The organism is Polaribacter sejongensis (assembly GCF_038024065.1).
Classification (GTDB): domain Bacteria; phylum Bacteroidota; class Bacteroidia; order Flavobacteriales; family Flavobacteriaceae; genus Polaribacter; species Polaribacter sejongensis.
Genome location: NZ_CP150667.1, coordinates 3,974,064 through 3,990,699 on the forward strand (window position 1 = coordinate 3,974,064; position 16,636 = coordinate 3,990,699).

Below are 16,636 nucleotides of genomic sequence, written 5' to 3' on the forward strand. Positions count from 1 at the left end.
CTACAAATTAGCTTGTAAATCAAATTTTATAAGAGTTTACGACTAAAGATACTTTATATTGTAGTAAGCTTTTGTATTTTTACTTTTTTAAATTTTGTTCGATGAAAATTCATTTTATTGCTATTGGCGGAAGTGCCATGCACAACCTTGCAATTGCTTTATACCAAAAAGGATACCAAGTTTCTGGATCTGATGATACAATTCACAATCCTTCTAAATCTCGTTTAGAAAAATACGGGCTATTGCCAGAAGTATTTGGCTGGTTTCCAGAGAAAATAACATCAGAATTAGATGTGATTATTTTGGGAATGCATGCAAAAAAAGATAATCCAGAATTATTAAAAGCGCAAGAATTAGGTGTGAAAATTTATTCGTATCCTGAGTTTTTATATGAGCAATCTAAAGATAAAACGCGAGTTGTAATTGGTGGTTCTCATGGTAAAACAACAATAACTTCTATGATTTTACATGTGTTGAATTATCATGAAAAAGAAGTAGACTATATGGTTGGTGCACAATTAGATGGTTTTGAAACCATGGTACATTTAACTGAAGAGAACGATTTTATTGTTTTAGAAGGTGATGAGTATTTGAGTTCGCCAATAGATATGAGACCAAAGTTTCATTTATATAAACCAAATATTGCGTTATTAAGCGGAATTGCTTGGGATCATATTAATGTTTTTCCAACATTTGAAGGGTATGTAGAGCAGTTTAAAATCTTTACAGACTCTATGGTAAATGGAGGAAGTATGGTGTATAATGAAGAAGATACCATTGTAAAAGACGTTGTAGAATCATCTGAAAATCATATTAAGAAATATCCTTACACAACACCAGAACACTTTATAGAAAACGGAATTACCTATTTAGAAACAGCAGAAGGAAACTTACCTTTAGAGGTTTTTGGAAAACACAATCTTCAGAATTTAGCGGGAGCAAAGTGGATTTGTCAACACATGGGAATTGATGAAGATGATTTCTACGAGGCCGTTGCTAGTTTTGCAGGTGCAAGTAAACGATTAGAAAAGATTATTGAAACTCCATCAACAGTAATTTTTAAAGACTTTGCACATTCACCAAGTAAAGTGGCTGCAACCACAAAAGCGGTTAAAGAACAATATTCTGATAGAACTGTTTTGGCTTGTTTAGAGTTGCATACCTATTCTAGTTTAAATGCAGAATTTTTAGCAGAATATAAAGGAGCATTAGATGCAGCGGATAAAGCGGTTGTTTTTTATTCTCCGCATGCTGTAAAAATTAAACAATTATCAGCAGTTAATGCAGAACAAATTGCTAACGCTTTTGAAAGAGACGATTTAACTATTTATACAAATCCAGCTGAATTTAAAGCCTTTTTATTCAGTCAGAATTTAGAAAAATCAGCAGTGGTTTTAATGAGTTCTGGTAATTATGGAGGTTTAGATTTTGAGGAGGTTAAGAATTTGGTTTAGTTTTTATAAAACCAAATTGTTTTAAATAAAATGGAACACTTTTAAAACGCCTAAATGTGTATGATCGATACTCTTTATCAGTAAAAGAATATTGTAGAATTTTTAGCTTATCTTTTAATTTTATATAAGAATTAATTCGATTAATTTTTTTGATTTCCGCTTGGGAGTTTTCTAAAATTAAAAGGTAAGATTCTAAATATTTAGAAGCTTCTTCATTTTTGATAAAAGTTAAACTCTTTGGTTGATTTAAAATTTCTGATGCAACAATTGCATAATTATTAAGATATTTTTCTATTTTTTTATTATTTAAAACTCTCTTTCTAGAGGTTGTTTTGTTAGCTAATAAATAGCTGTCATAGACATTTCTTAAAGTAATCGTTTTAGAAAAATAGAGATTATCATTAATCTGTTTTTGTAAAACGGTAATTAAAGATTGATTTTCAAAAGAAGCAACTGTAATTTTATTTACACTAAAAGAATCTTTTTTTAAAGTTTGGTAATCTAAATACTGAGTGTATGGCTTTTTTAAAACTTTGTTATGCACTTCTACAGCAGCAATACGATTCTCTTTTACCATTTTAGGATAATGCCAATGAAAGTTCATGTAAACCTCATCTTTAGCGGAATACTTTTGATCTTTTAAAAGCTGAATAGCTTTTTCAAAATCGGTATTAGAAACAATTATATCTATATCACCCACCATTCTTTCGCCGATATCTTCGTACAAACCTTCAAGGAGATTACCTGTTCCTTTTAAGAAAATAGGAGTAATATTATCAGCAAATAAAAGAGTATTTATTTCTATAGCTTGGTCAATAATATCCTGATTTCTATCTCTATTTAAATCAGTAATGTGAATCATATAATTTACTAATTCTTCCGGTAAGTAATGTAAGAAATTGGCTCTTTTAAGATTGCAATACAAAGCAGGAAATACAAAATGACCTGTGCTTACTTTTACAACAGCTTCCCAATCTATTTCTGTAGTTTTTAACTGATTTTCAATTTCTTGTTTGTTTTTTTCTTCCGAAGAAATTGTTAAACACTTGGCAATAAAAAAAAGCGTTTCTTTATAAGTCATTATTAAATATTTTAGAAACAGCTGCTATCATTTCTTCATTATTAGAGTAGGTTAGTTGGTAACAGTTTAAAGTACTAAACCAATCTAAAAATATTTCTGCATTTTCTTTCTTTGGTGATATCCAAGAATCTGGTATTAATTGCTGGAAAGCAGTTACTTTAGAAATTTTCTCACAAGTTAAATCAGCATCTTTTTCATACTTTATAAAAACCAAATCATTACAAGGTAAATGATTGAAATAATTGGTGTTATTGGGCTTTAAATAGCGTACAATTTTATTTAATCTCGTAAAATTATATTCTGCGGTTGTTTCTAATTCTGGATAAATAGGAAGCAACGTTTCTAAGCTGTTTTTTTTAATCGATATAGATGCAGGAAAACTATATACTTCTCTTTTTTCTACATCCATCGGTACAAAATCATCTGCTAAACAAGTAAAACCACTTGCTTGTAAAAGTGCTAAAGAAGTACTTTTTCCATTGCCGGAATCACCTAAAAATAAGATTGATTTTTTTTCATCGCTTACAGCGGATGCATGAAAAACACCCATCCATTCGTTTTCTTCTTTCTGATGAATTTTCTGAATAAATTGCATCGAAAACTTTCCTTGAAAATAATGAATATCGTTACGGCTCCAAGCGCCTATCAGTTGCTTATCAACAATAAGGAAAATAAAATTATTATTTATAAAAACATCAAATTCATAGTCAAATTTAGTGGTGTCGCTTATCATTAAATGTGCAAATTTTGGATGCACTAGAGACAGTTCTTTTTCACTTAAATATGAAACTTTAAAAACAACATTGTTAACTTTGTAGTACTTTATAAACTCATAAGATTTTGGTTTTTCAATATCTCTATAATCATTAATGATTTCAGATTCTTTATTGCTTTTATGCGTGTAAAACTTTTTTTCTAAGTCTATTATAAAATCTATCGTTCTGTCTAAAGGAACTGCCAACTTTTTAGATAAAGCTTCAGCAATTTCTTTTACAGAAATACCTTTGCTTAACCTTTTTAAAATATCTGCGGTAGTATTTTCTAAAACTAAATATTCATTACTATTCTCAAACCAAACAATAGTTTTGTCTTCAACAGTTTTATACAAGAAATTCGATTGTTTTTTCATAAAGAATAAAAGTAACTTTTTTATTATTTATACAAAACAAAAAACGACTAAAACTTGAGCCGTGTACTATTTAATAATGAATGATAGATTTAATTTTTTCGCCAAAAAAATGGAGTAAATAAAATAAGTACTGTAAAAAGTTCTAAACGACCAATTAGCATTAAAAAAGAGCAAAACCATTTAGCTGCATCAGATAAATGTGCATAACTATCTACCGGACTAACACTACCTATTGCGGGTCCAATGTTTCCTAAAGAGGAAGCAGCAGCACCTAAAGCAGACATAAAGTCTAATCCTAAAAGCGTTAGTATTACAGAAGCTAATATAAAGATAAGCATGTAAATAATAAAAAATGATAGTATATTAAATACAATAGTTGGAGGTATCGATTTTCCGTCTAATCTTACAGGAATAATTGCGTTTGGATGTAGGGCTTTTTTAAATTCTAGAAAGCTATTTTTAAGCATTACAATATGCCTAACTATTTTAATTCCACCACTTGTAGAACCTGCGGAACCTCCTGTAAAAAACAATGCAAAGAAAATACCTGTTGCAAAGAAATTCCACATGGTAAAATCTGCACTTACAAAACCAGTTGTAGTTACCACAGAAATCACCATAAATAATGAATGTCTAATAGCGCTTTCTACTTCACCGTAAAGCATAGGGTGCTGAATGGTTGTTTGTAAATTAGGATCTTGAAAAAAGATGATTAAAATAGCAATTAATGCAGAAACACCTATAATTCCAACAAAGTAATATTTAAACTCTTCGCTTTCAAAAATTTTACGAATCTTCCCTTTTAAAGCAAAATAAGTAATTACAAAGTTAGTACCTGCAACAAACATAAAAAAGATAATAATATACTGTACAAGAGGTAAGTTGTTATAAAAAGCGACGCTACTATTCTTTGTAGAAAAACCACCTGTACTCATTGTTGCCATAGCATGGTTAATGGCATCAAACCAAGTCATACCAGCTATTTTTAATAAAAAGAATTGAGCAAACGTTAGCGATATATAAATTAAATACAAGCGTTTTGCAGTATCTGTAATTCTAGGATGTAATTTATCTGCAGATGGTCCTGGGGCTTCTGCCATAAAAAGTTGCATTCCTCCAATACCTAAAAGAGGCAAAATAGCAATGGTAAGAACAATTATTCCCATTCCTCCAATCCAATGGGTTGCGCTTCGCCAAAATAAAATTCCTTTTGGCATGGATTCTATGTCGGTTAATATGGATGAACCTGTGGTAGAGTAGCCAGATATAGTTTCAAAAAAAGCATCTGCAACGCTTGGTATTGTACCAGAAAACAAATATGGAAGCATTCCTGTTAATGAGAGAATTAACCAACCTAAGGTAACAATTAAGTAACCGTCTTTCTTCTTTATATTGGTGCTTTTAGGTTTGTTTAGAAAGTAAAGTAACAGCCCTGTAATTACAGTTACAATTCCTGCATTTAAAATTCCCCATTTAGCATCTTCTTTGTGGTACACGCTAAACGGATATGCAATAAACATAAAGAACCCGTTTAAGATTGCTGTAATACCTAAAAAGCGAAATATTATTTTGGTGTTTAAAGTACTCGTCATATTTATTTAAATAGGCGTTCTACGGCACTTATAGCTTCTGGTAAACAGAAAACAATTACTTTATCACCCGTTTTAATTTGCACATTTCCATGAGGCATAATTGCTTTTTTATCTCTAATAATACCTCCAAAAATAGCTTCTCTAGGAATGCGGATATCTTTAATAGGATATTCTGATACTTTAGCACCTTCCATAACTTCAAATTCAAAAATTTCTGCATCTACGTTGTGTAAGTTGGCGAGGTCTAAAATTTCACCTTTTCTTATGTGTCTGAAAATATTACTTGCTGCAAGTAGTTTTTTATTAATTAAAGATTGAATTCCAATAGTTTGAGAAATATCGATATAATCCATATTTTCAACCAAGGCAACCGTTTTTTTAACTCCTTTAGATTTTGCCACTAAACAAGACATAATATTGGTTTCAGAGTTTCCTGTAACAGCAATAAAAGCGTCTGTTTCTCTAATGTTTTCTTCTTCTAGTAGTTCTAAATCTCTACCATCACCATTAATAACCAAAGTGTCGCTTAGTTCTTCTGCAAGAAACTCTGCTTTATCTTTTTTCTTTTCTATAAGTTTTACTCTAAAATTATCTTTACAAAGTTTTCTTGCCGTTTTTTCTCCAATACTACCACCACCAAGAATCATTACATTTTTAATCTTTAGTCGTTTTCTACCTGTAATAGGGTAAAGATCATTCATACTATAATTAGGAACACAAAAATAAACTTGGTCTCCTATTTCGTAAACAACATCTCCTCTAGGAATAATGGTTTGAGATTCACCTTGTCTTTTAATTGCAATTGTAATAAAATCTACATCAGCAAACTTTTGTTTTGCATCTTTAACGGTTAAATCTACAATGGGAGATTTATAGGTTAATGGCGTACCCAACACATTAAAAATACCGCTTTCAAAGGCTACAGTATCATTAAATGAAGATTGATTTAACAGCATTTTTATTTCATTAGCCGCTAATTCTTGAGGCGAAATCATAAAGTCTAAACCAAATTGTTTAAAATCTACTTCACAATTATTTAGAAACTCAGGATTGTCTATTCTAGCAATTGTTTTTTTAGCTCCTAAAGATTTTCCAATTACAGAAATAGTAAAGTTGGTATTCTGGCTATCTGTAACCGCAATTAACAAATCTGCAGATTCAATTCCAATTTCTTTTAATAATTTTATGGATGTAGCATCTCCTTTTTTAGTAATTACATCTAAATGGCTATTTAGATATTCTAACTTTTCACCATCAAAGTCTATGATATAGGTGTCTTGAGATTCGTAAGAAAGAAGTTTAGCTAAGTGAAAACCAACGTCTCCAGCACCAGCTATTATAATTTTCATAATTTAAAGTAGTATGTGTTGGCAAAGATATAAAGAGTTTTCATGGGAAAGTGAAATAAATAGATTTTTTCAATTTTAAGTATGTATTGGTTATTTTGCGTATTTGTAAAGCTAACAACCGGTATCTAGATAATCAGTGTAAAATATTATCAGCATATAAATAAAATAATCAGAAATATTTTATTGCTTTTCGTAGAGTAAAAACAATTGCTATTCTTTTTTTGTTTCAATAAAAATATATTTTTTCTATAAAAAATGATAAATATCTTATTTTCTATTAAATAGATATTTTAGATTTACTGCTACAATTTATAAATCATAGTATTCGTGAAATTAACCAACTTACGCTCATCCGTCTTTTTAAAAATAAACTCATTTTTAATCTTTTCTTTGTTTATGATGTCTTTTTTTTCTTGTGATAAAAAACAAGATTATAAGGCTGTGGTAGCTGATAGTAGTGTTTTTCTTTCGGGGAAAATTATTCCTGATGATCATTTTTTAGGAGATCAGAAGTGTAAAGAATGTCATCAAGATCAATTTAAAAGTTGGGAAGGTTCTCATCATGATAAAGCGATGGAAATTGCCGATAGTGTTTCTATTTTAGGTGATTTTAACAATCAGAAATTTACAAGTCAGGGTGTGACTTCTCATTTTTATAAAAAAGACAATGATTTTTATGTAAATACGGAAGGACCAGATGGTGAAAATCACGATTATAAAATAATATACACGTTTGGTATTACTCCTTTACAGCAATATATTGTTCAATTTCCTGACGGACATTACCAATGTTTAAGAACTGCTTGGGATTCTGTAGAGAATAAATGGTTCGATTTATATCCAGATTTTAAAGTAGTACATTCTGAATGGTTGCATTGGTCTAGAGGTGGTTTAAATTGGAATAATATGTGTTCTGATTGTCACTCTACAAATGTTCGTAAAAATTACGATGTAGAAACACATAGTTATAATACCGAGTTTACAATTATTAATGTGAATTGTGAAGCGTGTCATGGCCCAGGAAAAGAACACGTTGCCGATGTAGATAAACTTGGTGAAGATTATATGGATAGCGGAACTTTTCAAATGACTATGGAAACTGGCCCCAAAGAATTGGTAGATCAATGTGCACGTTGCCACATGAGAAGAGAGCAGTTTTCTGGAGCCTTTAATTTTGAAGGTACAATGTTAGACCACTATTATCCACAATTATTAGAAGCCCCTTTATATCAGGCAGACGGACAAATTTTAGATGAAGATTATGTGTATGGTTCGTTTACACAGAGTAAAATGTATCAAAATGATGTAACTTGTACAGATTGCCATGATGCACATTCCTTAAAACTAAAATATGATGGTAATAAATTGTGTGCTCAATGTCATGTTCCGGAAAAATATGATACTCCTACACATCATTTTCACGAACAAAATACCGATGGGGCAAAATGTATTAACTGCCACATGACCGGAAGATTTTATATGGGAAATGACTTTAGAAGAGATCATAGTTTTAGAGTGCCAAGACCAGATTTAAGTGTAAAATATGGAAATCCAAATGCTTGTTCTGGTTGTCATACAGATAAAGATGATGTTTGGGCTGCTGAAAATTTTACAAAATTATTTGGAGAGGTAGATTCTATTCATTATTCAGAAAAACTAGCACCAGGAATAACCATGCAACCAAATGGTCATGAAGGTTTAATTGATTTGATGCACGATACGCATCAACCAGAAATAGTAAGAGCATCTGCAACAAAAGTGTTGGCTAATTACAATGCTCAGAATTTTGTGGAAGATTATATTTCACTTTTAAATGATGATTCTGCTTTGGTTAGAGGAGCAAGTGTAGATGTTTTAGGTGGTATAAATACCACGGATTATAATGCTTATTTTTTACCTTTATTAGAAGACCCAAAAAGAAGTGTTAGGGTAAAGGCTTTCTATGGTTTAGGAGGTTTGGCTGAAACAGATGTACCTGAAGTTTATAAAGAAAGTTATCAAAAAGTAAAAAAAGAATTTTGGTTACATATCGATACAAATTCAGATTTTGTAGGGGTAAGAATGAAAAAAGGAGATTACTTTTTAAAACAAGGGAACATAGAAAAAGCAATAGAAAATTTTGAAAGTGCACAATCTATTGATGTTATCAACAATCAAATACGAATAAATTTAGCAACGTTATATTATAATATTAAAGAATATGAAAAGGCTGAAGCAGCTTTTAAAACAGTAATTGAGCAAGAGCCAGAATATGGACCTATTTATTACTCTTTAGCTTTAATGTATGCCGAATTAAATAGAGAAGATGAGGCAATTGAGCAACTTAAAATAGCGATGGTAAAAATGCCAGATAATATTCGTGTTTATTATAATTTAGGTTTGTTGTATGATAAAAAACAAGACTTTAAAAATAGTGAGAAAGCATTGGTTGCTGGTCTAAAAGTTGATGCACAAAATGAAGGCTTGTTGTACGCATTGGCTTATCTATATTCTAAATCTGATCAAAAATCAAAAGCGAAAAATATTGTACAAAGATTGGTCGATTTATATCCAAACAACCAACAATATAGAAATTTTTTAAATCAATTGCAATAACTTTTGAGTTCATAACCTTTATGATAGCTCTCGTTTAACTGATTAAAAGTAGGTTAAAATAGTTAATTTTCATTTTTGTATTTTTATAAAAAAAGAAAATGGAAAAGTTAACTATTAAATCTTGGGCTTTAGATGATAGGCCAAGAGAAAAGCTGTTAGCAAAGGGAAAAATGGCACTTTCTGATGCAGAATTAATTGCTATTCTTATTGGATCTGGCAATAGACAAGAAAGCGCTGTTGCATTATCTAAAAGAATTTTGCAGGAGGTAGATGGTAACATTAATGAACTTGCAAAATTATCCGTAGAAAAATTAACAACTTTTAAGGGAATAGGAGAAGCAAAGGCAATTGCTATTATTACCGCCTTAGAAATTGGTAAAAGACGTCAATTAGAAATAGCTTTAGAAAAACCTAAAATTACCAGTAGTAAAGATGGTTTTAATTTAATGCAACCTGTTATTGGAGATTTAGAGCACGAAGAATTTTGGGTCTTGTTTTTAAATAATTCTAACAAAGTTTTGGCCAAAAGTCAGATTAGTAAAGGAGGCTTAACGGCCACAGTTGTAGATGTTAGGTTGCTGTTTAAAAGAGCCTTAGAATTGGCATCTGTAGCAATGATTGTTTGCCATAACCATCCTTCTGGTAAATTACAACCTAGTAATGCTGACAAACAACTTACTCAAAAAATTAAAGAAGCAGGAAACACTTTAGATATAAAGCTGCTAGATCATTTAATTATTACCGAAAAAGCGTATTTTAGCTTTGCAGATGAAGGATTGCTTTAGTTTGCAGTTATAGTAATTAGTAAAAAAGTTACTTGAAATTATAACTGATTACTGAGACCGCAAATTGAGACTGAAAACTGAATACATGATACTAGTTTATACACATAAAATTACACCAAGAGTTCGTTATATTTTTAAACATATTCTTACAAGAACTTTATTAATTCCGGTAGATTTTACTTCTAAAGTAGAAGAATTTGTGGCTTTTAATGGTCCTAAGATGACCTACACAAAAACACCTTTAGGGAATGAGTTTTTTGTAAAAAGTAACAATTTATTGTTTGAGCAAGGTGTGAATGATATGGAGATTTCTATGCAGAAATGGGATGAAACTCCTTGTTTCTTTAAAACCGGACCAAAATCTTCTATTCCTTTTGATGTTTTTGCGGCAAGTTTTTATCTTATTACTAGATATGAAGAATATTTACCACACGTAAAAGATATTCATGGTCGTTATACTGCAGACCAGAGTTTGGCTTATAAAAAACGTTTTTTAGAAAAACCAGTAGTAGATATTTGGGCTTATAAATTATTAGATGCTTTAAAAGAAAAGTTTCCAGATTATGATTACAAAAATCGTAAATATGAATTTATTTCTACAGTAGATATTGATAATGCGTATGCTTATAAGTATAAGAGCTTGATAAGAAGTGTAGGTGGTTTTATTAATGATTTACTTCATTTTAGAGTGTTAGATGTTTGGAATCGATTTGCAGTTACGTTCAATCTAAAAAAAGATCCTTTTGATACTTTTCAGAAAATTTTAGAGATTAAAAAGGAATATAAAATTAAAACAATCTTTTTCTTTTTAATTGGCGATTATACTACTTTTGATACCAATGTTTCTGCTTCAAAAAGTAAGTACAAACTACTTATTAAAGAAATGGTAGATTATGCAAAAGTGGGTTTACATCCTTCTTATTTTACCATGCACAATACTGCTTTATTAAAAAAAGAAAAACTGAGGTTGGAGAATATTATTAATTCTCCAATTCAGAGGTCTAGGCAACATTATTTGCGATTTAGCTTGCCGGAAACGTATCAACATTTAATAGATTTAGAAGTAGAAGAAGATTACTCTATGGGCTATGCAAGCAACGTAGGTTTTAGAGCAAGTACGTGTACGCCTTTTTATTTTTACGATTTAGATTTCGAAATTCAAACTCCGTTAAAGGTATTTCCATTTGCATTAATGGACACTACTTTAAACGATTATATGAAGCTAACACCTAAACAATCTTTAGGGAGAATAAGAGACATTAAAAATGAGGTAAAAGCGGTTAACGGAACTTTTATAACCTTATTTCATAACGAGAGTTTAAGTGATTATTTGCGTTGGAAAGGCTGGAAAAGACTGTATGAATCTATGATTAAAATAGCTGTTTCATAATGATTCAATATGTTAAAAGAAAAGATTTAAATATTCTTAAATATGATGCTTGTATAGAAAATTCTATTCAATCTAGAATCTATGCTTTTTCTTGGTATTTAGATATTGTTGCAGATAATTGGGATGTTTTAGTTTTAGGTGATTATAAAGCTGTGATGCCACTGCCATGGAAACAAAAATATTTTATAAAATATATTACACAACCTTTTTTTTGTCAGCAATTGGGTGTGTTTGCGTTAGAAAAATTAGCAACTAAAACTCAAGAAGAGTTAATTAAAAAAATACCAAGAAGATTTCTTAATGTTTCTTTGAATTTTAATTCTGGAAATTATTTTGTTTCAAAAATGTTTAAAAAAAATAATTGTGTTCTAGAAATATATAGTTCTTATTTATTAAATTATAAGAAATTTAATAAAAATAGGAAAAGAATTATAAAAATGACACAGAAAATTCCTTTATATTTAAAAGAAACAGGGATTAATAGTTTATTAAAAATAGCAAAAGAAAATTATAGTTATTTGCCATATAAAGATTCAGATTATAAAAGAATAGACCTATTATCAAAAAAACTAAAAAATAATAAACATGGATTTGTTTTGGGGGTTTTTAAAGATGAAAAATTATTAGGAGGTGTGTTTTTTTTAAAAGACAATTATAGAATTACTTATTTATTTTCTGTTATGAATAAAGAAGGAAAGAAATTAAATGCTATAACTTTTTTAATTTCAGAATTAATAAAAGATTTTGAAGGTAAAAACTATATTCTTGATTTTGAAGGTTCAATGAATATTGGAATTGCTAATTTTTTTAAAAGTTTTGGAGCAGTAAATGAAAATTATTATCAATTTAAAACAAATGCATTTCAAAGAAGATTTATTTAAATTTAGTATTATATATAATATTATTCCTTTAAAATTACTTTTAAAACTATCTAAAAAGAACATCATTTTTCCTTTTTATCATTTTGTTAATGATGGTGAAAATAGTTTAGTTAATAATTTATACAAACCAAAAACGAAAGAGCAATTTATAAAAGATATCCAATATTTAAAAAAACACTTCACTTCTTTATCTGTTAAAGATTTAAAACAAGAAAAAAGCAATTTAGATAATTTTGGTTTTTTTCTTTCTTTTGATGATGGTTTGGCAAACTTTTATAAGATTGTTGCACCTATTTTGTTAAAAGAAAAAATATTTTGTATCAATTTTTTAAATTCAAATTTTATTGATAATAAACAATTATTTTATAGGTATAAAGTAAATTTATCTATTAATTATATTCGAGAAAATACTTTATCGATAGATCAAATTGAAGCTATAAATGACTTGTTTGATTTAGATTTCTTTAATAAAGAAGATATTTGTACCCTTCTAAGAAAAGTATCAATAAATGAAAGTAATATTTTAGATAAACTATCTAAAATATTAAAAATTTCTTTTTTAGAGTTCTTAATAAATAAAAAGCCTTATTTGTCTGGACTTCAGGTTTTAAAGTTAAAAGAAAAAGGGTTCGATTTTGGAGCTCACAGTAAGAATCACCCAAGATATTCTCAAATAAGTGTAAAAGATCAACTTCTTGAAACCGTAGAGAGTGTTGAAGTAATAAAGACACAGTTTAATTTAGACGATTCATTTTTTTCTTTCCCTTTTTCAGATGATGGTGTAAAAAATGATTTTTTTAATAAAATTAAGTCTAAAAAAATAACAACATTTGGTAGTGCAGGTCTTAAGGATGAGGATATTAGTTCCCATTTTCAAAGAATTCCTATGGAATACAATTCAATATATTCAGCAGAAACAATAATAAAGGGTGAATTAATTTTTTATATTATAAAAAAAATATTAAATAAACATAAAATTCAAAGAGATTAATATTTATTTTGTAAATAAATATATTACACCACTATTTTGTATGCCATATTTTTTTATTTCATTGACTGTAAAAAACTTTTTTGGATCATAAATATCAACACTAAAGCCTTCTTTTAAAAACCTTTCTGTAAAATCTTTACCATAACAACGTTGCAAATAGTGTTTACCATAAGCCTTATACCTTTCATCATTAGTTTTTATATTAAAATCTTCAAAAGTCTTTTCATATTTTTTAAAAATATAAGTTTGCAAAATTAAAGTTCCATTAGGTTTTAATACTCTATAAAGTTCTTTTATTGCTTTCTTATCATTTTTTACAACAGAAAGTACATGGCTACATAAAATGACATCAAAAGAGTTTTTATTATAATCTATCTCAGTAATATCAATTTTTTTCATAGCTAATGTTGGGTCTATATCCCCACTGATATATTTTACCGAAGAAATCTGTTTTATTTTTTTTTCAATTACTTTAAAAGGAGCAAATTGTAATATTGTTTTTTCTTTAAGGTATTTAGAATCTTTTAAAAATAGCCATAGCATTCTGGTTCTTTCAAGAGATAAACAATTAGGACAAATAGCATTTTTCCTTTTTTTATAATCACCAAAATCTAAAAACCTAGAGAAGTTGCTATTACAACAATTACATTCAACTTTATTTCCAATAACAAATACAGCTCTAATTTTAAAAAAAAACACATGCATTTTAGCTCTAATGTTTTGAGGAATAGTCTGCTGGTATGTTTTTTTTAAAGATTTCATAATTGAATAATATTAAAAAGATAAGAGTAATAAAAGTAGTACTTTTATTCCCTAGTTATGAGAATAAATTTTAAAACTTTTAAGCATTTTTTTACACTATCTTTTGGTAGTTTAATATCACTTTTTATTAATGTTTTAATCCTTTTGTCTTTTTCAAGGATATATAATAAAGAACATTTTGGTGACTATGCAATCTTTATTTCTGTAGTTAGTTTAATGTCAATAATGGCAACATTTAGAATAGAACATTTAATAGTGCTTGAAAAAACAATTATAGAAGCGGCCTATTTAAGTGAAATATGTAAAAAAATTATTAAAATTTTTTCTTTTCTTTCTTTTTTATTAACCTTAATCCTTTATTTTTTTGCCATACCTTTTTTTAGTCAACCTCCTTTTATATGGTTGTTAATTCCAATTTCTATTTTTAGTTTATCACATATTACTATTTTTTTATCTTGGAATAATAAGATAAAAAATTATAAACTGATTTCTACTTATAAGGTTTTTCAAGCTGTTTTTGTAGGTGTTGTAGGAGTTTTATTTGGTTTTTTTTTGAAAGATTATGGGCTAATAATTGCATATATTATTGGTTTGTTTTCATCTTTTTTATTATTCAATTTTAATTATAAAAAGAGCATTAAAAAGTTTAATTTTGGGTATGCTTCTTTTAAAGAAATCAGAGGGGTTTTTATAGATAATAAAAAGTATATTAAAAGTTCTCTTGGTCTTGAATTTTTTAATACAGTGAGTAAATATATACCTAATTTTATTTTAAATGCATATTATGGTACTGGAATTGTTGGTGTGTATGATATGACTCTAAAGGTCTTAAACATTCCTAAAAATATTATTAGTCTAAATATTGGAGAATTGTATTATCAAAAAGCATCTGTTTTTTATCATAAATCAAAAGAAAGTTTTTCAAAAATTACTATTCAGACATTTTGCACTTTATTTTTAATAGGTTTTATTTCTTATTTGCCTTTTATTTTTTTTGGTAAAGAGTTATTTACTTTTGTTTTGGGAGATAAATGGAAGTTATCTGGAGAATTCAGTGAGGTGATAGCATTTTGGTTCTTGTTGCTCTTTGTAAGTTCTCCAATGGCTTATATATTTTATATTATGAAAACTTTAAAAAAATTGTTTTGGTTTATTTTTATATCTTTTTTTATAAAAAGTATTGTTTTGTGGTATCTAGTACTTCAAAAAAATGAAATTGATACCGTATATTATTATACTATTATTTGTGTAGTACTAGAAATTATTTTGTGTTTAATTATTTTAAAACAAACGCTCTATAAAAATAAGATTATTTAATGCTAATTTTATAGAGAGTTTGTTAAATCATTTAAAACAGGACATGCAAAACTTTAATTTCTTGTTATGGTAGATGATTGTTTTTGTAAACATGAAAGGTTTTAATATTATGGGAAATTGTATTCTATAAAACGTTCTGAAATTATATCTTGTTTTTTTGATATAATTTTAATAGATTTTATACAAAAAAATGGTTTTTTAATTTGCTTTTTAGAGTATTTAAGATATGCTATGTACGTGTCTATACAGCATTAATAACTTTACTTGTTTAGTGTCTGTTTTTTTTATCTTTTTAATCAGAAATTATATGAATAACGGTTACATTATAATTCAAAGAAACAGCTTTTACAGGTCTTTGAGTAAAATCTCGATTGGTTGGTAAAAACCTTGGAAAGATACTAGCCATATAAAAATTAAACTTTTAGTTTATTGCTCAAGAAAGATATTTTGCTATTTACAAATATAACCTACTACAGCCTTTTATATTATTAATTATTTATACTTTTAACACATGAATATACAACACGTCTTTTTTGATTTAGACCACACTTTATGGGATTTCGATAAAAATTCTGATTTAACTTTCGAAAAGGTTTTTAGTGCGAATAATTTAAAAGTTGATTTAAACGCTTTCTTAGAAGTTTATAAGCCTATAAATTTTGAGTTTTGGAAATTGTTTAGAGAAGAAAAGGTAACTAAAGAAGCTTTAAGATACGGTAGATTAAAAAATAGTTTCGACGCTTTAAATTATACTGTTTCAGATGAGGTTATAGATAAAATGTCTATAGATTATTTAACATTTTTACCAGATTTTAATTATCTGTTTGATGGTACTTTTGAAATTTTAGATTACTTAAAAGAGAGGTATCAATTGCACATTATTACCAATGGTTTTGAAGAAGTACAGAACAAGAAAATGGTGAGTTCTAATATTTATCATTATTTTGATAAAATTATTACCTCAGAATCTGTTGGTGTTAAAAAGCCAAATCCTAAAGTATTTACGTACGCTTTAGATATCGCAAAAGCAAATAAAGACAATTCTATTATGATTGGTGATAATATTGAGGCAGATATAGAAGGAGCATTGAGCGTTGGTATGCAAGCTATTCATTGTAATTTTGACAATGTTTCACATCATAAAAGTAATTTAGTATCTGTAAGTTCTCTATTAGAAATAAAGCAATATTTATAACTGATTGAGCGTTTTATATTTAAATAAATAAAAGTTAATTTATCTAGAATTTTAGATGGTATCGCACAATTTTGCGATATTGCATCAGAAAATAATAGTACTGTAAAATTAGAAA

General features: G+C 28.1%; 13 protein-coding genes. 8 read left to right on the plus strand and 5 right to left on the minus strand.

What is annotated here, in order from left to right:
• Positions 1-101: 101 nt before the first annotated feature.
• Positions 102-1,454 carry a UDP-N-acetylmuramate--L-alanine ligase gene (locus WHD08_RS16340; protein WP_208890034.1) on the plus strand — a complete coding sequence of 451 codons (1,353 nt, stop codon included), beginning with the start codon at positions 102-104 and terminating at the stop codon, positions 1,452-1,454.
• Here WHD08_RS16340 and WHD08_RS16345 read toward each other — a convergent pair.
• The 4 genes from WHD08_RS16345 to trkA form a co-directional block, all read right to left on the minus strand.
• Complete coding sequence (locus tag WHD08_RS16345) at positions 1,438-2,535, minus strand: nucleotidyltransferase family protein (protein ID WP_208890033.1); 1,098 nt, start codon at positions 2,533-2,535, stop codon at positions 1,438-1,440. The two genes, WHD08_RS16340 and WHD08_RS16345, sit on opposite strands and share 17 nt — an antisense overlap.
• Positions 2,525-3,664: a hypothetical protein gene (locus tag WHD08_RS16350; RefSeq protein ID WP_340832976.1), complete on the minus strand. Its 1,140-nt coding sequence runs from the start codon at positions 3,662-3,664 to the stop codon at positions 2,525-2,527. Before WHD08_RS16350 ends, WHD08_RS16345 begins: the two co-directional genes overlap by 11 nt.
• Positions 3,665-3,753: 89 nt before the next feature.
• Positions 3,754-5,256 (minus strand): TrkH family potassium uptake protein, encoded by a 1,503-nt coding sequence (locus WHD08_RS16355; RefSeq protein WP_208890031.1) that lies wholly within the window; start codon positions 5,254-5,256, stop codon positions 3,754-3,756.
• A 2-nt stretch (positions 5,257-5,258) separates the two neighbouring features.
• Entirely contained in the window at positions 5,259-6,605 is a 1,347-nt protein-coding gene (gene trkA, locus WHD08_RS16360) for a Trk system potassium transporter TrkA (protein WP_208890030.1), read from the minus strand.
• 396 nt (positions 6,606-7,001) lie between these two features.
• On the opposite strand from trkA, the gene WHD08_RS16365 reads away from it, so the two are divergent.
• The 5 genes from WHD08_RS16365 (at position 7,002) to WHD08_RS16385 (ending at position 13,247) form a co-directional block, all read left to right on the plus strand.
• Positions 7,002-9,200, plus strand: coding sequence for a tetratricopeptide repeat protein (locus WHD08_RS16365; protein ID WP_208890029.1), 2,199 nt, complete (start codon positions 7,002-7,004; stop codon positions 9,198-9,200).
• Positions 9,201-9,298: 98 nt separating this feature from the next.
• The gene (radC, locus tag WHD08_RS16370) at positions 9,299-9,985 is read left to right on the plus strand and encodes a RadC family protein (protein ID WP_208890028.1); all 687 of its coding nucleotides are present in this window, start codon (positions 9,299-9,301) and stop codon (positions 9,983-9,985) included.
• An 85-nt stretch (positions 9,986-10,070) separates the two neighbouring features.
• A complete protein-coding gene (locus tag WHD08_RS16375) occupies positions 10,071-11,375 on the plus strand; it encodes a polysaccharide deacetylase family protein (protein WP_208890027.1) in 1,305 nt (434 codons plus the stop codon).
• Positions 11,375-12,256, plus strand: a complete 882-nt coding sequence (locus tag WHD08_RS16380; protein WP_261972684.1) for a hypothetical protein — start codon at positions 11,375-11,377, stop codon at positions 12,254-12,256. The genes WHD08_RS16375 and WHD08_RS16380 overlap by 1 nt, the downstream gene beginning before the upstream one ends.
• Positions 12,231-13,247 (plus strand): polysaccharide deacetylase family protein, encoded by a 1,017-nt coding sequence (locus WHD08_RS16385; protein WP_340832979.1) that lies wholly within the window; start codon positions 12,231-12,233, stop codon positions 13,245-13,247. The genes WHD08_RS16380 and WHD08_RS16385 overlap by 26 nt, the downstream gene beginning before the upstream one ends.
• A 3-nt stretch (positions 13,248-13,250) precedes the next feature.
• Here WHD08_RS16385 and WHD08_RS16390 read toward each other — a convergent pair whose 3' ends face one another.
• Positions 13,251-14,009 carry a class I SAM-dependent methyltransferase gene (locus WHD08_RS16390; protein ID WP_261972686.1) on the minus strand — a complete coding sequence of 253 codons (759 nt, stop codon included), beginning with the start codon at positions 14,007-14,009 and terminating at the stop codon, positions 13,251-13,253.
• A 225-nt stretch (positions 14,010-14,234) separates the two neighbouring features.
• On the opposite strand from WHD08_RS16390, the gene WHD08_RS16395 reads away from it, so the two are divergent.
• Together WHD08_RS16395 and WHD08_RS16400 are read left to right on the plus strand one after the other, a co-directional pair.
• Positions 14,235-15,326, plus strand: a complete 1,092-nt coding sequence (locus tag WHD08_RS16395; RefSeq protein WP_244183290.1) for a hypothetical protein — start codon at positions 14,235-14,237, stop codon at positions 15,324-15,326.
• Positions 15,327-15,837: 511 nt separating this feature from the next.
• Entirely contained in the window at positions 15,838-16,521 is a 684-nt protein-coding gene (locus WHD08_RS16400; protein ID WP_208890022.1) for a YjjG family noncanonical pyrimidine nucleotidase, read from the plus strand.
• Positions 16,522-16,636: the final 115 nt, after the last annotated feature.